At 60.4% G+C, this 26,124-nt stretch carries 9 protein-coding genes and 8 pseudogenes; 12 read left to right on the top strand and 5 right to left on the bottom strand.

Annotated features, from left to right (window positions below; translation table 11 throughout):
• The 4 genes and pseudogenes from G3W89_RS30785 to G3W89_RS30770 all read left to right on the top strand — a co-directional run.
• Nucleotides 1-2,970: pseudogene (locus tag G3W89_RS30785) on the top strand (Tn3 family transposase).
• Between the two features lie 324 nt (nt 2,971-3,294).
• The gene (locus G3W89_RS30780; protein ID WP_162572161.1) at nt 3,295-3,459 is read left to right on the top strand and encodes a DUF3150 domain-containing protein; all 165 of its coding nucleotides are present in this window, start codon (nt 3,295-3,297) and stop codon (nt 3,457-3,459) included.
• A 114-nt stretch (nt 3,460-3,573) separates the two neighbouring features.
• A complete protein-coding gene (locus G3W89_RS30775) occupies nt 3,574-6,489 on the top strand; it encodes a Tn3-like element IS1071 family transposase (protein ID WP_003158660.1) in 2,916 nt (971 codons plus the stop codon).
• Between the two features lie 123 nt (nt 6,490-6,612).
• Nucleotides 6,613-7,734 (top strand): annotated as a pseudogene (locus G3W89_RS30770) (IS91 family transposase); the annotation flags it as partial.
• Nucleotides 7,735-8,585: 851 nt separating this feature from the next.
• Here G3W89_RS30770 and G3W89_RS30765 read toward each other — a convergent pair.
• The 4 genes and pseudogenes from G3W89_RS30765 to G3W89_RS30750 all read right to left on the bottom strand — a co-directional run bounded on the left by G3W89_RS30765 (nt 8,586) and on the right by G3W89_RS30750 (nt 16,050).
• The gene (locus G3W89_RS30765; protein WP_162572158.1) at nt 8,586-10,013 is read right to left on the bottom strand and encodes an amidase; all 1,428 of its coding nucleotides are present in this window, start codon (nt 10,011-10,013) and stop codon (nt 8,586-8,588) included.
• 86 nt (nt 10,014-10,099) lie between these two features.
• A complete protein-coding gene (locus G3W89_RS30760; protein ID WP_162577738.1) occupies nt 10,100-11,131 on the bottom strand; it encodes a helix-turn-helix transcriptional regulator in 1,032 nt (343 codons plus the stop codon).
• Between the two features lie 759 nt (nt 11,132-11,890).
• Nucleotides 11,891-12,984, bottom strand: a pseudogene (locus G3W89_RS30755) (IS91 family transposase); the annotation flags it as partial.
• 150 nt (nt 12,985-13,134) lie between these two features.
• On the bottom strand, nt 13,135-16,050 hold the full coding sequence (locus G3W89_RS30750) for a Tn3-like element IS1071 family transposase (protein WP_003158660.1): 2,916 nt from the start codon (nt 16,048-16,050) through the stop codon (nt 13,135-13,137).
• Between the two features lie 151 nt (nt 16,051-16,201).
• Here G3W89_RS30750 and istB point away from each other — a divergent pair.
• Nucleotides 16,202-16,714: pseudogene (gene istB, locus G3W89_RS30745) on the top strand (IS21-like element helper ATPase IstB); the annotation flags it as partial.
• A 193-nt stretch (nt 16,715-16,907) separates the two neighbouring features.
• Here istB and G3W89_RS30740 read toward each other — a convergent pair.
• Nucleotides 16,908-17,192, bottom strand: a pseudogene (locus G3W89_RS30740) (phage integrase N-terminal SAM-like domain-containing protein); the annotation flags it as partial.
• Between the two features lie 217 nt (nt 17,193-17,409).
• Between G3W89_RS30740 and qacG2 the strand changes: the two are divergent.
• The 7 genes and pseudogenes from qacG2 to G3W89_RS33775 all read left to right on the top strand — a co-directional run bounded on the left by qacG2 (nt 17,410) and on the right by G3W89_RS33775 (nt 26,076).
• The gene (gene qacG2 / locus G3W89_RS30735; RefSeq protein ID WP_162572169.1) at nt 17,410-17,742 is read left to right on the top strand and encodes a quaternary ammonium compound efflux SMR transporter QacG2; all 333 of its coding nucleotides are present in this window, start codon (nt 17,410-17,412) and stop codon (nt 17,740-17,742) included.
• Between the two features lie 309 nt (nt 17,743-18,051).
• On the top strand, nt 18,052-18,612 hold the full coding sequence (locus G3W89_RS30730) for a recombinase family protein (RefSeq protein WP_108499742.1): 561 nt from the start codon (nt 18,052-18,054) through the stop codon (nt 18,610-18,612).
• 2 nt (nt 18,613-18,614) lie between these two features.
• Nucleotides 18,615-19,982 (top strand): annotated as a pseudogene (locus G3W89_RS30725) (DUF4158 domain-containing protein); the annotation flags it as partial.
• A gap of 147 nt (nt 19,983-20,129) precedes the next feature.
• Nucleotides 20,130-23,042: pseudogene (locus G3W89_RS30720) on the top strand (Tn3-like element IS1071 family transposase).
• A 150-nt stretch (nt 23,043-23,192) separates the two neighbouring features.
• Nucleotides 23,193-24,286 (top strand): annotated as a pseudogene (locus G3W89_RS30715) (IS91 family transposase); the annotation flags it as partial.
• 759 nt (nt 24,287-25,045) lie between these two features.
• The gene (locus tag G3W89_RS30710) at nt 25,046-25,606 is read left to right on the top strand and encodes a hypothetical protein (protein WP_162577737.1); all 561 of its coding nucleotides are present in this window, start codon (nt 25,046-25,048) and stop codon (nt 25,604-25,606) included.
• Nucleotides 25,607-25,695: 89 nt separating this feature from the next.
• Complete coding sequence (locus G3W89_RS33775) at nt 25,696-26,076, top strand: LuxR C-terminal-related transcriptional regulator (protein WP_443083220.1); 381 nt, start codon at nt 25,696-25,698, stop codon at nt 26,074-26,076.
• Nucleotides 26,077-26,124: the final 48 nt, after the last annotated feature.

The following is a 26,124-nucleotide window of genomic DNA, read 5'->3' as shown; positions in this document are numbered from 1 at the left end:
ATGCCTCGTCGTTCCATACTGTCCGCCGCCGAGCGGGAAAGCCTGCTGGCGTTGCCGGACACCAAGGACGACCTAATTCGACATTACACGTTCAGCGATACCGATCTCTCCATTATCCGGCAGCGGCGCGGGCCTGCGAATCGCTTGGGCTTTGCCGTCCAGCTCTGCTACCTGCGCTTTCCCGGAATCTTCCTTGGTGTCGATCAGGCGCCGTCTTTGCCCCTACTGAAACTGGTCGCCGACCAGCTCAAGGTCGGCGTCGAAAGCTGGGACGACTACGGGCAGCGGGAGCAGACCCGGCGCGAGCACCTGGTCGAACTGCAAACGGTGTTCGGCTTCCAGCCGTTCACGATGAGCCACTACCGGCAGGCCGTGCACACGCTGACCGAGCTGGCCATGCAAACCGACAAAGGCATCGTGCTGGCCAGTGCACTGATTGAGCATCTGCGGCGGCAGTCGATCATCCTGCCCGCACTCAACGCCATTGAGCGCGCCAGTGCCGAGGCCATTACCCGCGCCAACCGGCGTATCTACGAAGCGCTGTCCGAACCATTGTCGAACGGGCACAGGCATCGCCTCGACGATTTGCTGAAACGCCGCGACAACGGCAAGACGACCTGGCTGGCCTGGCTGCGCCAGTCGCCCGCCAAACCGAACTCGCGCCACATGCTCGAACACATTGAGCGCCTCAAAGCCTGGTAGGCGCTCGATCTGCCGCCCGGCAGCGAGCGGTTGGTTCACCAGAATCGCTTGCTCAAGATCGCCCGTGAGGGCGGCCAGATGACGCCTGCCGACCTGTCCAAGTTCGAGCCGCAACGGCGCTACGCCACTCTCGTGGCGCTGGCCATCGAGGGCATGGCTACGGTCACCGACGAAATCATCGACCTGCACGACCGCATCCTGGGCAAGCTGTTCAACGCCGCCAAAAACAAACATCAGCAGCAGTTCCAGGCATCCGGCAAGGCTATCAACGCCAAGGTGCGCCTGTACGGGCGCATTGGGCAGGCGCTGATCGACGCCAAGCAGTCGGGCCGCGACCCGTTCGCTGCCATCGAGGCCGTCATGTCCTGGGATGCCTTCGCCGAGAGCGTCACTGAGGCGCAAAAGCTCGCGCAGCCCGATGACTTCGATTTCCTGCACCGTATCGGCGAGAGCTACGCCACCTTGCGCCGCTACGCGCCGGAATTCCTCGACGTGCTCAAGCTGCGAGCCGCGCCCGCCGCCAAGGACGTGCTGGACGCCATCGAGGTGCTGCGCGGCATGAACACCGACAACGCCCGCAAAGTGCCTGCCGATGCCCCGACCGACTTCATCAAGCCGCGCTGGCAGAAGCTGGTGATGACTGACGCGGGTATCGACCGGCGCTACTACGAGCTGTGCGCGCTGTCCGAGCTGAAGAACTCGCTGCGCTCGGGCGACATCTGGGTGCAGGGATCGCGCCAGTTCAAGGACTTCGAGGACTACCTGGTGCCGCCCGCGAAGTTCGCCAGCCTCAAGCAGTCCAGCGCATTGCCGCTGGCCGTGGCCACCGACTGCGACCAGTACCTGCACGACCGCCTGACGCTGCTTGAAGCGCAGCTTGCCACGGTCAACCGCATGGCAGCGGCCAACGACCTGCCGAATGCGATCATCACCGAGTCGGGCCTGAAGATCACGCCGCTGGATGCGGCGGTACCCGACACCGCGCAGGCGCTGATCGACCAGACAGCCATGATCCTGCCACACGTCAAGATCACCGAACTGCTGCTCGAAGTCGATGAGTGGACGGGCTTCACCCGCCACTTCACGCACCTGAAATCGGGCGATCTGGCCAAGGACAAAAATCTGCTGTTGACCACCATCCTGGCCGACGCGATCAACCTGGGCCTGACCAAGATGGCCGAGTCCTGCCCCGGCACGACCTACGCCAAGCTCGCCTGGCTACAAGCCTGGCATACCCGCGACGAAACCTATTCGACAGCGCTGGCCGAGTTGGTGAACGCCCAATTCCGGCATCCCTTCGCCGAACACTGGGGCGACGGCACCACGTCATCGTCGGACGGCCAGAACTTCCGAACCGGGAGCAAGGCCGAGAGTACCGGTCACATCAACCCGAAATATGGCAGCAGCCCTGGGCGAACCTTCTACACCCATATATCCGACCAGTACGCGCCGTTCCACACCAAGGTGGTCAATGTCGGCGTGCGCGACTCGACCTATGTACTTGACGGCCTGCTGTACCACGAGTCCGACCTGCGCATCGAGGAACACTACACCGACACGGCAGGCTTCACCGATCACGTCTTTGCCCTGATGCATCTCCTGGGCTTCCGCTTTGCGCCGCGCATCCGTGACCTGGGCGACACCAAGCTGTTCATCCCCAAGGGGGATACCGCCTATGACGCGCTCAAACCGATGATTAGCAGCGACAGGCTGAACATCAAGGCTATTCGTGCCCACTGGGATGAAATTCTGCGGCTGGCCACCTCGATCAAGCAGGGCACGGTGACAGCCTCGCTGATGCTTCGGAAACTCGGCAGCTATCCGCGCCAGAACGGCTTAGCCGTCGCCCTGCGCGAGCTGGGGCGCATCGAACGCACGCTGTTCATCCTGGACTGGTTGCAAAGCGTGGAGCTGCGCCGCCGCGTCCACGCCGGACTCAACAAGGGCGAAGCGCGCAACGCGCTGGCCCGCGCCGTATTCTTCAATCGGCTGGGCGAAATCCGCGACCGCAGCTTCGAGCAGCAGCGCTACCGGGCCAGCGGCCTCAACCTGGTCACGGCGGCCGTCGTGTTGTGGAACACGGTCTATTTGGAGCGCGCAGCACATGCGTTGCGTGGCAACGGGCATGCTGTCGATGACACGCTATTGCAATACCTGTCGCCGCTCGGCTGGGAGCACATCAACCTGACCGGCGATTACCTCTGGCGCAGCAGCGCAAAGATCGGCGCGGGCAAGTTCAGGCCGCTACGACCGTTGCAACCGGCTTAGCGTGCTTTATTTTCCGTTTTCTGAGATGACCCCTGATAGTGCCCCTTGGCCAGGCGGTCGATGTGAAGGGTGAGGCTCAGTGCGTGCGTTGCGGGCATGGTGGAGTAACCAGGTGGTGTGCTTGGGCGGGGTAGGGCGACGTGGCTTTATGTTGCCACAGGCCTGGTCCGGTTCGATTGCGGGGCCCGAGTCCTTCCCCTAAGATCGGCTCGTTCGGTTCTTCCGTCCGCAGGTCTTAGCGCTTGCATTTAACTGTCAACCCCAGCGGGAATTCACATTCCCGCAAGGGGTAGTGGGTTCCCGCTCCTCTTTTGGAGTACCCACATGAACGCACCCGCCGTTCTCAACATCAAACAGACGCAAGCCAACGGCATCGTCTGTGTCTCTCTGGACATCCACCTCTGGTCTGGCCGCAAGCGTCTCCGCAAGGAAAACTTGCTGGCCAAGAACCCGGAGCTGGGGTCTCCTCGTTTTCAGTGCAATAAGTGACGGTACGCAAAGCTAGCACTGGCGCGGGGGTGGTCTGGGTAGACCGTTGATTTCATTGACTTTCCTGTTCGCTTTGTAAACGGGTATGGTGGCCTCCCACTTTTGAGGTTCACGATGCAGGGTTGGCACACAACGTTTTTGGGGATGCGTGGGCTCCCCCGCGATATCAGCGACTTCGAGATGAAGGCATTTTTCACCTTCGATGGTGCCGAGCGCGACGCAATCAATGCACGCCGAGGTGATTCCCACAAGCTTGGTCTGGCGCTCCATATTGGTTTCCTGCGCATGAGTGGGCGTTTGCTCGGTGCCTTTCGGGTAATTCCAGTAGCCTTGTGGCGCCACCTTGGCAACGAGCTTGGCATTGCAGCACCAGAAGTCGCCTCGCTGAGAGCCATGTATGAACGCGGGCGCACGCTATTCGATCACCAACAAGTAGCCTGCACGGTCCTTGGATTCCAGTGGATGAGCGAGCACCAGCGCCGCTCACTGGTACGTGAACTGCGCGACGAAGTGGCGCGCTGCGCCGACCGCGATCAGCTACTCGTGCGGGCGCGTCAATGGCTGTACAAGAACAAGCTGGTGATCGTGCACGAGCGGGCAATTCGGACACTGATTGCGGCGGCACTTGCCCAGCTTGAAGTTGAAACAGGCACCGCCATCGCCGCCAGCGTTGATCCAGCAACACTTGATCGCTGGCGAGCCTCAGTTTCAGAGCTGCGCCCAGATGGACAAACCCAGCAGAGTTGGCTATGGGCTGCACCGGCGAAACACTCAACCCGCCAAATCAGCGAGGTACTGGAGCGCATCGACCTGCTTTACACGCTGGACGTTCATAAGCACCTGGCAGACATCCCCGATCTCATCTTGCGCCGCTACGCGCGCCGACTTGTCTCCAGGCCGCCCTCAGCCGGAGCCAAGATCAAAGAGCCAGCGCGCACCGTGGAGGTCGCATGCTTTCTTCGGTATTGCCTGTTCACCACCACAGACCAGTTGATCCTTATGGTGCAGCGCCGGATCGCCGATCTGTGGCGTCAGGCTGCCGCCGATGTCCCCGCTACCGTCAATTGGGCCGCAATGTACAAAACGCTGCTCGGCGAACTTGTTGCCTTGAGCGCGCAAGGTGCGGTGCCAGATGCTGAGTTGCGTGCCCGTCTTGAAGCCTTGATCACCGAAACCCAGAAACGCAAACCACCGAGCAGGGCCTCCCTGGTCCGCGAGGGATTGATTGATGGAATTCGCCCCGTGCGGTCGTTGCTCGTCGCCATTGCAAAGCTGCCCTGGCAGGCCACCGGCGAGCATCCTGCCATCGAGTACCTTGCCAAGCTGCAAGCTTTATATCTCAAAGGATCCAGAAAGCTGCCAGTTGAAGTGGTGGCACCAAGTCTGGGAATGATCTGGCAGGTTTCGATCTCCAGCCCAGACCGGGAACGGGCGTTTCAGGCGTTGGAGGTGGCCACCCTGTTTGCCCTGCGCCGCGCGGTGCGCAATGGCTCGGTCTGGATTGAGCACAGCCTGAGCTTTCGGGGTCGTGCGCGCTTGTTCTTCACGGACGAGCGTTGGCAGGCAGAGTCCAAGAAACACTATGCCCGTCTATCGTTACCCAGCAAGGCTGCCACTTTCTTGAAGCCTTTGCTGGCCAGAGTAACTGCCGGTGTCGATGCGGTGGCCGCTGCAGCCCGCAGTGGCGTACTGCGCGTGGATGATGAACTCCATTTGTCGCCATTGCCCGCAGAGGACGAAGACCCAGAAGTGACCAAGCTGCGCGCGGCTTTGGATCACCGCATCGGTGAGGTTCAATTGCCGGAAGTGATTCTGGCCGTTGACGCCCAGGTGCGCTTTAGCTGGATCATGCTCGGACGTGAGCCGCGCTCTACCGACGAGCTGCTGATGGTCTATGCCGGCATCATGGCCCACGGCACCAGTCTGACTGCGGTCGAATGCGCGCGCATGATTCCGCAATTGTCTGCCACCAGCATTCGCCAGGCCATGCGCTGGGCGCGGGACGAACGGCGTCTGAGCCAGGCCTGCCAGGCTGTGCTGGAATTCATGCAGCGACACCCGATTGCCGCCACCTGGGGGCGGTCCGATTTGGCATCTTCTGACATGATGACCATGGAGACCACCAAACGGGTGTGGCAAGCCCGGCTTGATCCTCGGCGCAACACACCTTCCATTGGAATCTACTCCCATGTAAAAGACCGGTGGGGCATCTTCCATGCGCAGCCCTTTGTGCTCAATGAGCGCCAGGCGGGCGTGGCCATTGAAGGTGTCATCCGCCAAGAAAAGCTGGAGACCAGCCAGCTTGCTGTGGATACCCATGGCTACACCGACTTTGCCATGTCACATGCCCGTTTGCTTGGTTTTGATCTTTGCCCGCGGTTGAAGGAACTCAAACAGCGCCACCTCTTTGTGCCACGCGGCACCAAAGTGCCCGCAGAAATCGCTGCGGTGTGCGAAGCCAATGTCGACGTCGCTTTGATCGAAAAGCATTGGGATAGTCTGGTGCACCTGGCAGCCTCGGTCATGAGCGGACATGCCAGTGCGGTGGCAGCTCTTGCGCGGTTCGGTTCTGCCGCCCAGGGCGATCCAATCTATGAGGCTGGCGTGCAATTGGGGCGGTTGCTGCGTACGGCGTTTTTGGCTGACTACTTTGTCAAGGACGCTTTCAGGAACGAGTTGCGCCGGGTGCTCAATCGGGGCGAGGCTGTTAACGCCCTCAAGCGCGCCATTTATACCGGCCGGATCAGCCCGGCGCAGGCCAAACGTGTCGATGAAATGCAGGCTGTGGCCGATGCGTTGAGCCTGATGGCCAACATCGTGATGGCGTGGAATACCTCACAGATGCAGGCGGTCCTGGATCGCTGGTCGAACCGCCGCCAGGTCATTCCACCGGAACTGATCGGGAAGATTGCGCCCACCAGGCTGGAGAGCATCAACTTGCGGGGTGTGTTTCGCTTCCCGGTTGACCGCTATGCTGACCAAATCCTGCCTTCGCGGCCAAATGCATCGATAACTGGCACCAATGGATGAAACCGACCACGGTTTGACGCCACGAATCGCAGATTTGAAAGTGAACAGGAAAGTCAATGAAATCAACGATCTACCAACACCACCTCCGCGCCAGTGCTAGCTTTTCGTACCGTCACTTATTGCACTGAAAACGAGGAGACCCCGATTAGCGCCATCGAGCGCTGCCGCACGTCCGCGCTGGGTGGTCACGTCGAGCAGTGCGACGCCTGCGGGCACCAGCGCATCGCTTTCAACAGTTGCCGCAACAGGCACTGTCCGAAGTGCCAGTCGCTGGTGCGCGCCCAGTGGCTGCAGGACCGGCAGGCCGAACTGCTGCCGGTCGAGTACTTTCACATCGTCTTCACCGTACCGCAGGAGATTGCCGCCATCGCGTACCAGAACAAGGCCGTGGTGTACGACATCCTGTTTCACGCCACCTCTGAGACGCTGCGCACCATCGCCGCCGACCCCAAACATCTCGGAGCCGAGATCGGCTTCATCACCATCCTGCATACCTGGGGCCAGAACTTGCTGCATCACCCGCATCTGCACTGCGTCGTGCCCGGCGGTGGGGTGGCCCCGGACGGCAAGCGCTGGATCGCCTGCCGAGCGGGCTTCTTCCTGCCGGTGCGGGTGCTGTCGCGGCTGTTTCGCCGCCTGTTCCTGACACAGTTGCGCAGCGCCTTCGACAACGGGGAACTGCGCTTCTTCAACGGCCTGGCTGCGCTACAGGATTGCGATGCCTTCGCCAGCTACCTGGCGCCCGCAACCCAGGCCGAGTGGGTGGTCTACGCCAAGCCACCTTTCGGCGGGCCCGAGCAGGTCCTGAACTACCTCGGGCGCTACACCCATCGCGTGGCGATCTCCAACAACCGCCTGGTCGACTTCGCCGATGGCGAGGTGGCCTTTGCGTGGAAGGACTACCGCCACGAATCGCGCCACAAGGTCATGCGCCTGGATGCCCAGGAGTTCGTCCGCCGCTTCCTGCTGCATGTCCTGCCCCCTGGATTCCAGCGCATCCGCCACTATGGGCTCCTGGCCAACCGCTATCGCGAGACCAAGCTCGACCACTGTCGCCAGCTGCTGGCGGCACCCGCACCGGTCGTGGAGTTGCCCGATGCACCGCTGGACTATCGGGACCGCTATCAGCGCCTGACTGGCGTGTCTCTGCGCGACTGCCAGCATTGCGGTCGTGGCCAGATGGTGCGAATCGAATCCTTTCTGCCGGGAACCTTGCCGCGCGGTCCGCCGCCCATCCCCTCATGAACACAAGCCCGGCCTTCACCCCATGCGCTTCCAGATCCGTGTCGCGAAGCGATAGGTGTCCCTTTGCATGCTCACGCCCATCAATGGCGAGAGCCTCTCGCCACGCCCTCGTGGCAGCGCCAATGCACACGCCGCAGCCCCCCGTTCTTCGGTGCCAGCTCAACCCAGCGCTGCAATTTCCTCAGCCTTGCGCACCTGCGCCTCGCGCTTGGACAAGTCGGTGCTGATTCAATCCCCATAGCGCACCACCACCTGGACGGCGGTTTAGTTCAACGGGATCTTTAGCCTACCGGCTGCGGAACAGGCGTCGCGGGGTTGATCAGCGTCTGCGCGCCGCAGCCGCCAGGCTAAAGACTCTCTGCATTATGGAGAGCTTTCCATAAGCAGCGGTTGCTGCTGGTTGCGGGAGCGCCATGACTTCTCGCTCTTTGTACCCAAGCCGCCATCGGAGGGATACGCAGCCTCTGAGGCCCTATGTCCAGTTTTAGATACGGCCGACTTTGGGGAAATGTCGCTACTGCGCTTTGTCTCGAACGACGACGCCCCCAAGGCCCAACAGGTGCTATCGATCTCAAGGCATCCATGGACTATGAGTATCTTTGAACTGGAAGTTGAAAACTGTTTAGCGAAGCGGGTGAAGCCCACCTTCCAGAAGTCTACACCTGTCCTAGCGTCCGCACAGGAACCTTATGGGTAGCGCATATTGATTTCCTCAGGGTTCGCCACATTCAAAAATGCCAGTGCGAAGACCGAGAACGGATACCAACATCTGACCCCCGGTGTTTTAACTTTGTTTGAGGTTTCCCGGGAACGTCAAAGGCTTGAGTTGAGCAGGTTTGAAGAATCCACTTTTATTGAGCGAACACTTTGGGCCTGAATGCTCGCCAAGGCTGCAATCGTTCAAGGTCACGAGCGACCTGAAGCAAAACATCTTCACGCCCCATTCCCGCCACCATTTGAATGGGGACGGGCATCTCGTCATGCATGCCTGCTGGCAAGGTTAGCGCTGGCAGTCCGGTCATGTTGAACTGCGCCGTGAAAGGAATCGCATCGAAGAGCCGGTCGTACCAGCCATGAGCGTCGAGACTCGCATCGTTTTGATCCAGGTACCCAAGGGGCAGTGGCGTGCGTTTCAAGGCGGGCATCAAGATGATGTCGTAGCGCGTGAGAAATACGCCGAGACTTCGGGACATGGTGTTCATCACGGCAAACACATCCTCGATGTCCATCGCCGTCAATGCGTTGCCCGCCTGCGCGCAGGCCAGCGTCACTGCCTCAAGCACATCTGGCCCAGGTTCACGGCCCATAGCGGCTTTCAACCCATTGACCCCCACCGCAAGGAAAGACATCCACGCCGAAAAATTCGCGCGCATGAAAGCATCAACGTCATAGACAGGCGCCGTTTCCTCAATCACATGCCCCTGGGCCTCCAACAAGCGGGCGGTGCGCTGCAGCGCCTCGTCGATTTGCCGCTCCACCGCCGGCGCCTTGGGCCACTGCCGCACCAACGCTACTTTCAGTGGCCGGGTGTCGGAAGCAATCGCGCGCACGTAGGACTGGGTTGGCAAGGCGATGCCTTGGGTCGCGCCGATGTCGGGGCCTGCGACAGCATCGAGCAATGCCGCGCAATCGCGTACCGTTCGGGTCACGGCGAATTCGCAGGCCATACCGAGCACTGGCATCCCGTGGTAAGGGCCAAGAGGCGTTCGGCCCCGAGATGGTTTCAATCCGATCAGGCCGCAAGAGGCCGCTGGAATCCGTATGGAACCTGCGGCATCGTTGGCATGCGCCACGGGCACAATGCCAGCCGCTACAGCGGCCGCTGAACCCCCTGAAGAGCCGCCAGAAGAGCGATCGAGGTTGTAGGGGTTGCGGGTGGGCCCGTGAAGAACCGACTCGGTGGTGGCGTTGAAGCCGAACTCGGGCGTTGCTGTGATCCCGATGGTGTTGAGGCCCGCCTTGCGAAAGCGCGTGAACAGTTCACTGTCTGCCGGAGGAATGAACTCGCCCTTGGCCAGCATGCGGGTGCCCATCATTTGCGGCACGCCGCCTACCGCCAGAACCTGGTCCTTGACCAAAAATGGCACGCCAGCAAAAGCGCCCTCGCTGTCGCCCATCACTGGAGGGTCCAGCCTGCGGACAACGGCATTGATTGAACCGTTTACCGAATCGATTGCGCGGTTGGCACAGTCGGTGAGTTCTGCTCCGCTCACTTCTCCGGCTCTGACCAAATCGGCCAATCCAGTGGCGTCATGTGCGCTGTAGTCCTTCAAGTCCATGTCTCAAGCTCCTTATTTATGTCCTGTCACTTCAGGGCAAAGAGAGCTTGCAGCAAAGCGTCAATCTTTTGAATGATGCAAATGACCTATGGTGGCGAAGATCGGTCGGGGCTGGCCGAAGCAAGGACGGAGGCCAGCGTCGCTCGGTTGTGGACGCCCAGCTTGTCGTAGATTTGGCTCGTCTGATTGCGCACCGTAGCCGGGGAAATACCCAGATGGCGCGCGACGTGTTTATGGCTGAGGCCTTGGGTCAAGAGTGCTGCCACTTCCGCTTCGCGCGGGCTTAACCGACTGACCGGTGACAGGGGTCTGACGTGCACTCTCCGAAGTCCAGCGCCGTCGTCGACTTTGGCTGGCTTCGCGGTGATGACCAGTCCCAAATCATCAGCCACGAGTCGACCGGTGCGCGTCAGTGCCGTTCGGATGGCTGCCTGCAACTTATCGCGGACGGGGCCCTCAGCATCCATTCCCAAGGCAAGCAACCCGGCACCGCCAAAGACGCAGTGCCCGGCAGCGGAGACCAGCAGCTCAACACCCTCACCGCTAGTCGCGGCAGTCACGTCTGCCCGTTGGCGGATTTGTCGGTCCAACACCTCAACCGATGCGTACAGAAAATCGCGTTCTCCGTTGTGCCAGCGGCGCACGGACGATCCCCCATGGCGCAAACAGGCCAAGAACAATGAGCCTTGATGATCCGTTCGTATCTGGGTGGCTGTGGCGATGGACCCGATGCCATACCGATCCACCATCGCCATCATCCCGTCCGTCTGCACGGCTTGACTTCGCAGGTACGTGGCAACTCGTCTCGGGGCCTTGCGAATCTGATCAAGCAACAGATCTTCGTGGCTCATCGCCTGCCATGTTTGATAGAAGTCACCCGGCAGGTTCAGCGCAGCCGTGCCATGCATCACCGGGCCGGTATTGCTTGAGTTTGACGGCACGCCATTGCCCGCGCTTGAAGTCTCCCAGCCCAGGAACCCATACCAGGCCGAATCAAAGCCCAGCACCTTAGCCAGCCGCCTCACGCACCCATCCAGAGCAGAAAGCGGGGGCATTTCCTCTAGAAGTCGATCGACATCATTGAGGTAGGTCGAAAAGGTTCGAATGCTGCAGGTCAACAGCTGGCCCCCGTTGCTTAAGAATGGAAAGGAGTAGCACGCGTATCAATGTACTGGACTTCAACCGCTTCTGTAGACAATTATCATCTTCCAGTTCGAAGTTGTGACGTCTCCCCCATATCCGGACACTTTCAAACTGGAGTTGGACGGCTTCCGGCTTGTTGACCCGACCTCTTTTTGACGTACTCACTCGGGGTCAGGTCTGGGCGATGACAACATCTGACATTGGCAGGGCAACGCATGGCAGGCAATAGCCCATCGCTGATGAGTGGCCGCTGCCGAATTTACAGCGGTTGGGCGCCTCGCAGGATGACGAATGGCAGGTTTCGGCGGCGACTGTCATTGGGCTGCAAAACCTGACCGGCTGCAGTCAGCCTTTATGTACAGCTGTGCATAATGCAGAGAGTCTTTAGCCTGGCGGCTGCGGCGCGCAGACGCTGATCAACCCCGCGACGCCTGTTCCGCAGCCGGTAGGCTAAAGATCCCGTTGAACTAAACCGCCGTCCAGGTGGTGGTGCGCTATGGGGATTGAATCAGCACCGACTTGTCCAAGCGCGAGGCGCAGGTGCGCAAGGCTGAGGAAATTGCAGCGCTGGGTTGAGCTGGCACCGAAGAACGGGGGCTGCGGCGTGTGCATTGGCGCTGCCACGAGGGCGTGGCGAGAGGCTCTCGCCATTGATGGGCGTGAGCATGCAAAGGGACACCTATCGCTTCGCGACACGGATCTGGAAGCGCATGGGGTGAAGGCCGGGCTTGTGTTCATGAGGGGATGGGCGGCGGACCGCGCGGCAAGGTTCCCGGCAGAAAGGATTCGATTCGCACCATCTGGCCACGACCGCAATGCTGGCAGTCGCGCAGAGACACGCCAGTCAGGCGCTGATAGCGGTCCCGATAGTCCAGCGGTGCATCGGGCAACTCCACGACCGGTGCGGGTGCCGCCAGCAGCTGGCGACAGTGGTCGAGCTTGGTCTCGCGATAGCGGTTGGCCAGGAGCCCATAGTGGCGGATGCGCTGGAATCCAGGGGCAGGACATGCAGCAGGAAGCGGCGGACGAACTCCTGGGCATCCAGGCGCATGACCTTGTGGCGCGATTCGTGGCGGTAGTCCTTCCACGCAAAGGCCACCTCGCCATCGGCGAAGTCGACCAGGCGGTTGTTGGAGATCGCCACGCGATGGGTGTAGCGCCCGAGGTAGTTCAGGACCTGCTCGGGCCCGCCGAAAGGTGGCTTGGCGTAGACCACCCACTCGGCCTGGGTTGCGGGCGCCAGGTAGCTGGCGAAGGCATCGCAATCCTGTAGCGCAGCCAGGCCGTTGAAGAAGCGCAGTTCCCCGTTGTCGAAGGCGCTGCGCAACTGTGTCAGGAACAGGCGGCGAAACAGCCGCGACAGCACCCGCACCGGCAGGAAGAAGCCCGCTCGGCAGGCGATCCAGCGCTTGCCGTCCGGGGCCACCCCACCGCCGGGCACGACGCAGTGCAGATGCGGGTGATGCAGCAAGTTCTGGCCCCAGGTATGCAGGATGGTGATGAAGCCGATCTCGGCTCCGAGATGTTTGGGGTCGGCGGCGATGGTGCGCAGCGTCTCAGAGGTGGCGTGAAACAGGATGTCGTACACCACGGCCTTGTTCTGGTACGCGATGGCGGCAATCTCCTGCGGTACGGTGAAGACGATGTGAAAGTACTCGACCGGCAGCAGTTCGGCCTGCCGGTCCTGCAGCCACTGGGCGCGCACCAGCGACTGGCACTTCGGACAGTGCCTGTTGCGGCAACTGTTGAAAGCGATGCGCTGGTGCCCGCAGGCGTCGCACTGCTCGACGTGACCACCCAGCGCGGACGTGCGGCAGCGCTCGATGGCGCTAATCGGGGTCTCCTCGTTTTCAGTGCAATAAGTGACGGTACGAAAAGCTAGCACTGGCGCGGAGGTGGTGTTGGTAGATCGTTGATTTCATTGACTTTCCTGTTCACTTTCAAATCTGCGATTCGTGGCGTCAAACCGTGGTCGGTTTCATCCATTGGTGCCAGTTATCGATGCATTTGGCCGCGAAGGCAGGATTTGGTCAGCATAGCGGTCAACCGGGAAGCGAAACACACCCCGCAAGTTGATGCTCTCCAGCCTGGTGGGCGCAATCTTCCCGATCAGTTCCGGTGGAATGACCTGGCGGCGGTTCGACCAGCGATCCAGGACCGCCTGCATCTGTGAGGTATTCCACGCCATCACGATGTTGGCCATCAGGCTCAACGCATCGGCCACAGCCTGCATTTCATCGACACGTTTGGCCTGCGCCGGGCTGATCCGGCCGGTATAAATGGCGCGCTTGAGGGCGTTAACAGCCTCGCCCCGATTGAGCACCCGGCGCAACTCGTTCCTGAAAGCGTCCTTGACAAAGTAGTCAGCCAAAAACGCCGTACGCAGCAACCGCCCCAATTGCACGCCAGCCTCATAGATTGGATCGCCCTGGGCGGCAGAACCGAACCGCGCAAGAGCTGCCACCGCACTGGCATGTCCGCTCATGACCGAGGCTGCCAGGTGCACCAGACTATCCCAATGCTTTTCGATCAAAGCGACGTCGACATTGGCTTCGCACACCGCAGCGATTTCTGCGGGCACTTTGGTGCCGCGTGGCACAAAGAGGTGGCGCTGTTTGAGTTCCTTCAACCGCGGGCAAAGATCAAAACCAAGCAAACGGGCATGTGACATGGCAAAGTCGGTGTAGCCATGGGTATCCACAGCAAGCTGGCTGGTCTCCAGCTTTTCTTGGCGGATGACACCTTCAATGGCCACGCCCGCCTGGCGCTCATTGAGCACAAAGGGCTGCGCATGGAAGATGCCCCACCGGTCTTTTACATGGGAGTAGATTCCAATGGAAGGTGTGTTGCGCCGAGGATCAAGCCGGGCTTGCCACACCCGTTTGGTGGTCTCCATGGTCATCATGTCAGAAGATGCCAAATCGGACCGCCCCCAGGTGGCGGCAATCGGGTGTCGCTGCATGAATTCCAGCACAGCCTGGCAGGCCTGGCTCAGACGCCGTTCGTCCCGCGCCCAGCGCATGGCCTGGCGAATGCTGGTGGCAGACAATTGCGGAATCATGCGCGCGCATTCGACCGCAGTCAGACTGGTGCCGTGGGCCATGATGCCGGCATAGACCATCAGCAGCTCGTCGGTAGAGCGCGGCTCACGTCCGAGCATGATCCAGCTAAAGCGCACCTGGGCGTCAACGGCCAGAATCACTTCCGGCAATTGAACCTCACCGATGCGGTGATCCAAAGCCGCGCGCAGCTTGGTCACTTCTGGGTCTTCGTCCTCTGCGGGCAATGGCGACAAATGGAGTTCATCATCCACGCGCAGTACGCCACTGCGGGCTGCAGCGGCCACCGCATCGACACCGGCAGTTACTCTGGCCAGCAAAGGCTTCAAGAAAGTGGCAGCCTTGCTGGGTAACGATAGACGGGCATAGTGTTTCTTGGACTCTGCCTGCCAACGCTCGTCCGTGAAGAACAAGCGCGCACGACCCCGAAAGCTCAGGCTGTGCTCAATCCAGACCGAGCCATTGCGCACCGCGCGGCGCAGGGCAAACAGGGTGGCCACCTCCAACGCCTGAAACGCCCGTTCCCGGTCTGGGCTGGAGATCGAAACCTGCCAGATCATTCCCAGACTTGGTGCCACCACTTCAACTGGCAGCTTTCTGGATCCTTTGAGATATAAAGCTTGCAGCTTGGCAAGGTACTCGATGGCAGGATGCTCGCCGGTGGCCTGCCAGGGCAGCTTTGCAATGGCGACGAGCAACGACCGCACGGGGCGAATTCCATCAATCAATCCCTCGCGGACCAGGGAGGCCCTGCTCGGTGGTTTGCGTTTCTGGGTTTCGGTGATCAAGGCTTCAAGACGGGCACGCAACTCAGCATCTGGCACCGCACCTTGCGCGCTCAAGGCAACAAGTTCGCCGAGCAGCGTTTTGTACATTGCGGCCCAATTGACGGTAGCGGGGACATCGGCGGCAGCCTGACGCCACAGATCGGCGATCCGGCGCTGCACCATAAGGATCAACTGGTCTGTGGTGGTGAACAGGCAATACCGAAGAAAGCATGCGACCTCCACGGTGCGCGCTGGCTCTTTGATCTTGGCTCCGGCTGAGGGCGGCCTGGAGACAAGTCGGCGCGCGTAGCGGCGCAAGATGAGATCGGGGATGTCTGCCAGGTGCTTATGAACGTCCAGCGTGTAAAGCAGGTCGATGCGCTCCAGTACCTCGCTGATTTGGCGGGTTGAGTGTTTCGCCGGTGCAGCCCATAGCCAACTCTGCTGGGTTTGTCCATCTGGGCGCAGCTCTGAAACTGAGGCTCGCCAGCGATCAAGTGTTGCTGGATCAACGCTGGCGGCGATGGCGGTGCCTGTTTCAACTTCAAGCTGGGCAAGTGCCGCCGCAATCAGTGTCCGAATTGCCCGCTCGTGCACGATCACCAGCTTGTTCTTGTACAGCCATTGACGCGCCCGCACGAGTAGCTGATCGCGGTCGGCGCAGCGCGCCACTTCGTCGCGCAGTTCACGTACCAGTGAGCGGCGCTGGTGCTCGCTCATCCACTGGAATCCAAGGACCGTGCAGGCTACTTGTTGGTGATCGAATAGCGTGCGCCCGCGTTCATACATGGCTCTCAGCGAGGCGACTTCTGGTGCTGCAATGCCAAGCTCGTTGCCAAGGTGGCGCCACAAGGCTACTGGAATTACCCGAAAGGCACCGAGCAAACGCCCACTCATGCGCAGGAAACCAATATGGAGCGCCAGACCAAGCTTGTGGGAATCACCTCGGCGTGCATTGATTGCGTCGCGCTCGGCACCATCGAAGGTGAAAAATGCCTTCATCTCGAAGTCGCTGATATCGCGGGGGAGCCCACGCATCCCCAAAAACGTTGTGTGCCAACCCTGCATCGTGAACCTCAAAAGTGGGAGGCCACCATACCCGTTTACAAAGCGAACAGGAAAGTCAATGAAATCAACGGTCTACCCAGACCACCCCCGCGCCAGTGCTAGCTTTGCGTACCGTCACTTATTGCACTGAAAACGAGGAGACCCCAGCATGGCGTTCACCGAGCAGGCGCACAACGTGGTGCTGGTGGGTGGCCCCGGCACGGGCAAGACGCATCTGGCCACGGCCATCGGCGTGGCGGGCATCACGCGCCATGGCTCACGCGTGCGGTTTTACTCCACGGTGGACCTGGTCAACGCACTGGAGCAGGAGAAGGCCCAAGGCAAGGCAGGCCGCATCGCAGCGAGCTTGCAGCGCATGGACCTGGTCATCCTTGATGAGCTGGGCTACCTGCCCTTCAGCCAGGCAGGCGGCGCCTTGCTGTTCCACCTGCTGAGCAAGCTCTACGAGCAGACCAGCGTGATGATCACCACCAACCTGGACTTCAAGGAATGGTCCAGCGTGTTCGGCGATGCCAAGATGACCACGGCACTGCTGGATCGACTCACGCACCACTGCCACATCGTCGAGACGGGCAACGAGTCCCACAGGTTCATGCACAGCACAGCCGTGGCCAAGAAACGCATCAAGGCACGCGAACAGGCCAAGAAGGCTGAGCCGTTCTGAGCGGTTCAAGGGCAAGCCGCTACGGGCTTCGCCCTGCGCGGCTTACCCTCAACGGACGACCACCGAGCTCGATCACCAAGGAGACCAAAACCGACCCAAGGCACTACACTTATCCACAGCCGACCTTCACAGGTTGGCCATTAGCCCTGGCTCAAAATTCAATCGGCACGGTGGCTCAATTTTGAATCGGCGCCAACACGTTGAGCGCCTGCCGGTGGGTGGCCGGCGCCACTTGCTTCTCGGTGGCGAGCATGGTCAGAAAACCCTCGACTTCAGCTTGCCCCATTTCGCGCGGATGTCGAAACCCACCATGGCTGCGGGCCGTCCACAACACAAATGCCTTGGCCCAGTAGACATAAGCCTTCTCGGTCTGTAGGCTGTAATGCAGGTAGCGAACCCGTTCGCGCACCTGATCGAGCAGCTTGATGGATCGGGGAGGGACCCAGTCAGGTTTGTCATTTCTGTTATACCTGTTCATGCATCCAGTATGATGCTTTACAGAATTGATTTCAAACACTTTTTTTGGGTGCCGTGCGACATTGTTTAACGACCACGGTTGTGGGTATCCGGTGTTTGGTCAGATAAACCATAAGTTAGATGCTTTGCTGTGCGCACAAATTTCGGCCAGCAACAAGACTGTTTGTTTTCTTAAATCGAACCTAAAATTTCTTCGCGGAACTCCATGGAGAAATATTTTGAAAAATTGGTTATTTCTGGCTACGGCCATTATTTCTGAGGTCATTGCAACCTCTGCGCTCAAGTCTAGTGAGGGCTTTACTAGGTTAGTACCGTCTTTTATCGTCGTAGCGGGATACGCTGCTGCTTTTTATTTCCTGTCGCTGACACTCAAATCGATTCCTGTTGGAATCGCCTACGCAGTTTGGTCGGGCCTCGGGATCGTCTTGGTCACTGCGATTGCATGGGTTTTGCATGGTCAAAAACTAGATATGTGGGGATTTGTTGGTGTCGGCTTCATTATCAGCGGCGTTGCTGTGCTCAACTTGCTATCTAAGGCAAGTGTTCACTAAAACGGTCGCATCTAACCATTCCGTCGAGAGGGACCGCCCACAAGCTGCGCTTGCGGGTTCCCTTCGCGGCTTCGCCGCTACGGCGGCCCCTCACGTCAAACGTTGAGCGACTGCTTACCCGTTTGACGGTCGGCCGCTCCTGGCCGGGAGCCGAAACCCAGAGTTGGGGCGTCAACCTGATCTATACCCTATCCTGATGTCAGGAGAAGCCACCCAGCAACGTCAGAATAGAGTTAACTTTTGTGTTTCTTGACACCTGCGGCGAAAGGTCATAGATTTCTTCCTGACACTTTCGTATTTGGAGGTATCTTGCAGGGTCAACGCATCGGCTACGTCCGGGTCAGCAGCTTCGACCAGAACCCGGAGCGGCAACTGGAGCATGTCGAAGTCGGCAGGGTGTTCACCGACAAGGCGTCGGGCAAGGACACCCAGCGGCCCGAGCTTGATTCGCTGCTGGCCTTCGTGCGCGAAGGCGACACCGTGGTGGTTCACAGCATGGATCGCTTGGCGCGCAACCTCGATGACTTGCGCCGCCTCGTACAAAAGCTGACCAAGCGCGGCGTGCGCATCGAGTTCGTCAAGGAAAGCCTGACCTTCACCGGCGAGGATTCACCGATGGCGAACCTGATGCTGTCGGTCATGGGGGCGTTCGCCGAATTCGAGCGGGCCTTGATCCGCGAGCGGCAGAGGGAAGGCATCGCGCTCGCCAGACAGCGCGGAGCCTACCGGGGCCGCAAGAAAGCGCTGTCGCCAGAACAGGTAGCCGAGCTGCGGCAGCGGGCCGCCGCCGGCGAACAAAAAGCGAAGCTGGCACGTGAATTTGGTGTCAGCCGGGAGACCCTGTATCAATACTTGAGATTGGATCAATAAATATGCCTCGTCGTTCCATACTGTCCGCCGCCGAGCGGGAAAGCCTGCTGGCGTTGCCGGACACCAAGGACGACCTAATTCGACATTACACGTTCAGCGATACCGATCTCTCCATTATCCGGCAGCGGCGCGGGCCTGCGAATCGCTTGGGCTTTGCCGTCCAGCTCTGCTACCTGCGCTTTCCCGGAATCTTCCTTGGTGTCGATCAGGCGCCGTCTTTGCCCCTACTGAAACTGGTCGCCGACCAGCTCAAGGTCGGCGTCGAAAGCTGGGACGACTACGGGCAGCGGGAGCAGACCCGGCGCGAGCACCTGGTCGAACTGCAAACGGTGTTCGGCTTCCAGCCGTTCACGATGAGCCACTACCGGCAGGCCGTGCACACGCTGACCGAGCTGGCCATGCAAACCGACAAAGGCATCGTGCTGGCCAGTGCACTGATTGAGCATCTGCGGCGGCAGTCGATCATCCTGCCCGCACTCAACGCCATTGAGCGCGCCAGTGCCGAGGCCATTACCCGCGCCAACCGGCGTATCTACGAAGCGCTGTCCGAACCATTGTCGAACGGGCACAGGCATCGCCTCGACGATTTGCTGAAACGCCGCGACAACGGCAAGACGACCTGGCTGGCCTGGCTGCGCCAGTCGCCCGCCAAACCGAACTCGCGCCACATGCTCGAACACATTGAGCGCCTCAAAGCCTGGTAGGCGCTCGATCTGCCGCCCGGCAGCGAGCGGTTGGTTCACCAGAATCGCTTGCTCAAGATCGCCCGTGAGGGCGGCCAGATGACGCCTGCCGACCTGTCCAAGTTCGAGCCGCAACGGCGCTACGCCACTCTCGTGGCGCTGGCCATCGAGGGCATGGCTACGGTCACCGACGAAATCATCGACCTGCACGACCGCATCCTGGGCAAGCTGTTCAACGCCGCCAAAAACAAACATCAGCAGCAGTTCCAGGCATCCGGCAAGGCTATCAACGCCAAGGTGCGCCTGTACGGGCGCATTGGGCAGGCGCTGATCGACGCCAAGCAGTCGGGCCGCGACCCGTTCGCTGCCATCGAGGCCGTCATGTCCTGGGATGCCTTCGCCGAGAGCGTCACTGAGGCGCAAAAGCTCGCGCAGCCCGATGACTTCGATTTCCTGCACCGTATCGGCGAGAGCTACGCCACCTTGCGCCGCTACGCGCCGGAATTCCTCGACGTGCTCAAGCTGCGAGCCGCGCCCGCCGCCAAGGACGTGCTGGACGCCATCGAGGTGCTGCGCGGCATGAACACCGACAACGCCCGCAAAGTGCCTGCCGATGCCCCGACCGACTTCATCAAGCCGCGCTGGCAGAAGCTGGTGATGACTGACGCGGGTATCGACCGGCGCTACTAGGGGTCTCCTCGTTTTCAGTGCAATAAGTGACGGTACGCAAAGCTAGCACTGGCGCGGGGGTGGTCTGGGTAGACCGTTGATTTCATTGACTTTCCTGTTCGCTTTGTAAACGGGTATGGTGGCCTCCCACTTTTGAGGTTCACGATGCAGGGTTGGCACACAACGTTTTGGGGATGCGTGGGCTCCCCCGCGATATCAGCGACTTCGAGATGAAGGCATTTTTCACCTTCGATGGTGCCGAGCGCGACGCAATCAATGCACGCCGAGGTGATTCCCACAAGCTTGGTCTGGCGCTCCATATTGGTTTCCTGCGCATGAGTGGGCGTTTGCTCGGTGCCTTTCGGGTAATTCCAGTAGCCTTGTGGCGCCACCTTGGCAACGAGCTTGGCATTGCAGCACCAGAAGTCGCCTCGCTGAGAGCCATGTATGAACGCGGGCGCACGCTATTCGATCACCAACAAGTAGCCTGCACGGTCCTTGGATTCCAGTGGATGAGCGAGCACCAGCGCCGCTCACTGGTACGTGAACTGCGCGACGAAGTGGCGCGCTGCGCCGACCGCGATCAGCTACTCGTGCGGGCGCGTCAATGGCTGTACAAGAACAAGCTGGTGATCGTGCACGAGCGGGCAATTCGGACACTGATTGCGGCGGCACTTGCCCAGCTTGAAGTTGAAACAGGCACCGCCATCGCCGCCAGCGTTGATCCAGCAACACTTGATCGCTGGCGAGCCTCAGTTTCAGAGCTGCGCCCAGATGGACAAACCCAGCAGAGTTGGCTATGGGCTGCACCGGCGAAACACTCAACCCGCCAAATCAGCGAGGTACTGGAGCGCATCGACCTGCTTTACACGCTGGACGTTCATAAGCACCTGGCAGACATCCCCGATCTCATCTTGCGCCGCTACGCGCGCCGACTTGTCTCCAGGCCGCCCTCAGCCGGAGCCAAGATCAAAGAGCCAGCGCGCACCGTGGAGGTCGCATGCTTTCTTCGGTATTGCCTGTTCACCACCACAGACCAGTTGATCCTTATGGTGCAGCGCCGGATCGCCGATCTGTGGCGTCAGGCTGCCGCCGATGTCCCCGCTACCGTCAATTGGGCCGCAATGTACAAAACGCTGCTCGGCGAACTTGTTGCCTTGAGCGCGCAAGGTGCGGTGCCAGATGCTGAGTTGCGTGCCCGTCTTGAAGCCTTGATCACCGAAACCCAGAAACGCAAACCACCGAGCAGGGCCTCCCTGGTCCGCGAGGGATTGATTGATGGAATTCGCCCCGTGCGGTCGTTGCTCGTCGCCATTGCAAAGCTGCCCTGGCAGGCCACCGGCGAGCATCCTGCCATCGAGTACCTTGCCAAGCTGCAAGCTTTATATCTCAAAGGATCCAGAAAGCTGCCAGTTGAAGTGGTGGCACCAAGTCTGGGAATGATCTGGCAGGTTTCGATCTCCAGCCCAGACCGGGAACGGGCGTTTCAGGCGTTGGAGGTGGCCACCCTGTTTGCCCTGCGCCGCGCGGTGCGCAATGGCTCGGTCTGGATTGAGCACAGCCTGAGCTTTCGGGGTCGTGCGCGCTTGTTCTTCACGGACGAGCGTTGGCAGGCAGAGTCCAAGAAACACTATGCCCGTCTATCGTTACCCAGCAAGGCTGCCACTTTCTTGAAGCCTTTGCTGGCCAGAGTAACTGCCGGTGTCGATGCGGTGGCCGCTGCAGCCCGCAGTGGCGTACTGCGCGTGGATGATGAACTCCATTTGTCGCCATTGCCCGCAGAGGACGAAGACCCAGAAGTGACCAAGCTGCGCGCGGCTTTGGATCACCGCATCGGTGAGGTTCAATTGCCGGAAGTGATTCTGGCCGTTGACGCCCAGGTGCGCTTTAGCTGGATCATGCTCGGACGTGAGCCGCGCTCTACCGACGAGCTGCTGATGGTCTATGCCGGCATCATGGCCCACGGCACCAGTCTGACTGCGGTCGAATGCGCGCGCATGATTCCGCAATTGTCTGCCACCAGCATTCGCCAGGCCATGCGCTGGGCGCGGGACGAACGGCGTCTGAGCCAGGCCTGCCAGGCTGTGCTGGAATTCATGCAGCGACACCCGATTGCCGCCACTGGGGGCGGTCCGATTTGGCATCTTCTGACATGATGACCATGGAGACCACCAAACGGGTGTGGCAAGCCCGGCTTGATCCTCGGCGCAACACACCTTCCATTGGAATCTACTCCCATGTAAAAGACCGGTGGGGCATCTTCCATGCGCAGCCCTTTGTGCTCAATGAGCGCCAGGCGGGCGTGGCCATTGAAGGTGTCATCCGCCAAGAAAAGCTGGAGACCAGCCAGCTTGCTGTGGATACCCATGGCTACACCGACTTTGCCATGTCACATGCCCGTTTGCTTGGTTTTGATCTTTGCCCGCGGTTGAAGGAACTCAAACAGCGCCACCTCTTTGTGCCACGCGGCACCAAAGTGCCCGCAGAAATCGCTGCGGTGTGCGAAGCCAATGTCGACGTCGCTTTGATCGAAAGCATTGGGATAGTCTGGTGCACCTGGCAGCCTCGGTCATGAGCGGACATGCCAGTGCGGTGGCAGCTCTTGCGCGGTTCGGTTCTGCCGCCCAGGGCGATCCAATCTATGAGGCTGGCGTGCAATTGGGGCGGTTGCTGCGTACGGCGTTTTTGGCTGACTACTTTGTCAAGGACGCTTTCAGGAACGAGTTGCGCCGGGTGCTCAATCGGGGCGAGGCTGTTAACGCCCTCAAGCGCGCCATTTATACCGGCCGGATCAGCCCGGCGCAGGCCAAACGTGTCGATGAAATGCAGGCTGTGGCCGATGCGTTGAGCCTGATGGCCAACATCGTGATGGCGTGGAATACCTCACAGATGCAGGCGGTCCTGGATCGCTGGTCGAACCGCCGCCAGGTCATTCCACCGGAACTGATCGGGAAGATTGCGCCCACCAGGCTGGAGAGCATCAACTTGCGGGGTGTGTTTCGCTTCCCGGTTGACCGCTATGCTGACCAAATCCTGCCTTCGCGGCCAAATGCATCGATAACTGGCACCAATGGATGAAACCGACCACGGTTTGACGCCACGAATCGCAGATTTGAAAGTGAACAGGAAAGTCAATGAAATCAACGATCTACCAACACCACCTCCGCGCCAGTGCTAGCTTTTCGTACCGTCACTTATTGCACTGAAAACGAGGAGACCCCGATTAGCGCCATCGAGCGCTGCCGCACGTCCGCGCTGGGTGGTCACGTCGAGCAGTGCGACGCCTGCGGGCACCAGCGCATCGCTTTCAACAGTTGCCGCAACAGGCACTGTCCGAAGTGCCAGTCGCTGGTGCGCGCCCAGTGGCTGCAGGACCGGCAGGCCGAACTGCTGCCGGTCGAGTACTTTCACATCGTCTTCACCGTACCGCAGGAGATTGCCGCCATCGCGTACCAGAACAAGGCCGTGGTGTACGACATCCTGTTTCACGCCACCTCTGAGACGCTGCGCACCATCGCCGCCGACCCCAAACATCTCGGAGCCGAGATCGGCTTCATCACCATCCTGCATACCTGGGGCCAGAACTTGCTGCATCACCCGCATCTGCACTGCGTCGTGCCCGGCGGTGGGGTGGCCCCGGACGGCAAGCGCTGGATCGCCTGCCGAGCGGGCTTCTTCCTGCCGGTGCGGGTGCTGTCGCGGCTGTTTCGCCGCCTGTTCCTGACACAGTTGCGCAGCGCCTTCGACAACGGGGAACTGCGCTTCTTCAACGGCCTGGCTGCGCTACAGGATTGCGATGCCTTCGCCAGCTACCTGGCGCCCGCAACCCAGGCCGAGTGGGTGGTCTACGCCAAGCCACCTTTCGGCGGGCCCGAGCAGGTCCTGAACTACCTCGGGCGCTACACCCATCGCGTGGCGATCTCCAACAACCGCCTGGTCGACTTCGCCGATGGCGAGGTGGCCTTTGCGTGGAAGGACTACCGCCACGAATCGCGCCACAAGGTCATGCGCCTGGATGCCCAGGAGTTCGTCCGCCGCTTCCTGCTGCATGTCCTGCCCCTGGATTCCAGCGCATCCGCCACTATGGGCTCCTGGCCAACCGCTATCGCGAGACCAAGCTCGACCACTGTCGCCAGCTGCTGGCGGCACCCGCACCGGTCGTGGAGTTGCCCGATGCACCGCTGGACTATCGGGACCGCTATCAGCGCCTGACTGGCGTGTCTCTGCGCGACTGCCAGCATTGCGGTCGTGGCCAGATGGTGCGAATCGAATCCTTTCTGCCGGGAACCTTGCCGCGCGGTCCGCCGCCCATCCCCTCATGAACACAAGCCCGGCCTTCACCCCATGCGCTTCCAGATCCGTGTCGCGAAGCGATAGGTGTCCCTTTGCATGCTCACGCCCATCAATGGCGAGAGCCTCTCGCCACGCCCTCGTGGCAGCGCCAATGCACACGCCGCAGCCCCCCGTTCTTCGGTGCCAGCTCAACCCAGCGCTGCAATTTCCTCAGCCTTGCGCACCTGCGCCTCGCGCTTGGACAAGTCGGTGCTGATTCAATCCCCATAGCGCACCACCACCTGGACGGCGGTTTAGTTCAACGGATCTTTAGCCTACCGGCTGCGGAACAGGCGTCGCGGGGTTGATCAGCGTCTGCGCGCCGCAGCCGCCAGGCTAAAGACTCTCTGCATTATGCACAGCTGTACATAAAGGCTGACTGCAGCCGGTCAGGTTTTGCAGCCCAATGACAGTCGCCGCCGAAACCTGCCATTCGTCATCCTGCGAGGCGCCCAACCGCTGTAAATTCGGCAGCGGCCACTCATCAGCGATGGGCTATTGCCTGCCATGCGTTGCCCTGCCAATGTCAGATGTTGTCATCGCCCAGACCTGACCCCGAGTGAGTACGTCAAAAAGAGGTCGGGTCAACAAGCCGGAAGCCGTCCAACTCCAGTTTGAAAGTGTCCGGATATGGGGGAGACGTCACAACTTCGAACTGGAAGATGATAATTGTCTACAGAAGCGGTTGAAGTCCAGTACATTGATACGCGTGCTACTCCTTTCCATTCTTAAGCAACGGGGGCCAGCTGTTGACCTGCAGCATTCGAACCTTTTCGACCTACCTCAATGATGTCGATCGACTTCTAGAGGAAATGCCCCCGCTTTCTGCTCTGGATGGGTGCGTGAGGCGGCTGGCTAAGGTGCTGGGCTTTGATTCGGCCTGGTATGGGTTCCTGGGCTGGGAGACTTCAAGCGCGGGCAATGGCGTGCCGTCAAACTCAAGCAATACCGGCCCGGTGATGCATGGCACGGCTGCGCTGAACCTGCCGGGTGACTTCTATCAAACATGGCAGGCGATGAGCCACGAAGATCTGTTGCTTGATCAGATTCGCAAGGCCCCGAGACGAGTTGCCACGTACCTGCGAAGTCAAGCCGTGCAGACGGACGGGATGATGGCGATGGTGGATCGGTATGGCATCGGGTCCATCGCCACAGCCACCCAGATACGAACGGATCATCAAGGCTCATTGTTCTTGGCCTGTTTGCGCCATGGGGATCGTCCGTGCGCCGCTGGCACAACGGAGAACGCGATTTTCTGTACGCATCGGTTGAGGTGTTGGACCGACAAATCCGCCAACGGGCAGACGTGACTGCCGCGACTAGCGGTGAGGGTGTTGAGCTGCTGGTCTCCGCTGCCGGGCACTGCGTCTTTGGCGGTGCCGGGTTGCTTGCCTTGGGAATGGATGCTGAGGGCCCCGTCCGCGATAAGTTGCAGGCAGCCATCCGAACGGCACTGACGCGCACCGGTCGACTCGTGGCTGATGATTTGGGACTGGTCATCACCGCGAAGCCAGCCAAAGTCGACGACGGCGCTGGACTTCGGAGAGTGCACGTCAGACCCCTGTCACCGGTCAGTCGGTTAAGCCCGCGCGAAGCGGAAGTGGCAGCACTCTTGACCCAAGGCCTCAGCCATAAACACGTCGCGCGCCATCTGGGTATTTCCCCGGCTACGGTGCGCAATCAGACGAGCCAAATCTACGACAAGCTGGGCGTCCACAACCGAGCGACGCTGGCCTCCGTCCTTGCTTCGGCCAGCCCCGACCGATCTTCGCCACCATAGGTCATTTGCATCATTCAAAAGATTGACGCTTTGCTGCAAGCTCTCTTT

It is taken from the genome of Variovorax sp. PBL-H6, assembly GCF_901827155.1.
Taxonomy (GTDB): Bacteria; Pseudomonadota; Gammaproteobacteria; order Burkholderiales; family Burkholderiaceae_C; genus Variovorax.
The sequence above is the reverse complement of the archived record's forward strand: the minus strand, read 5'-3'. Positions and strand labels throughout refer to the sequence as shown.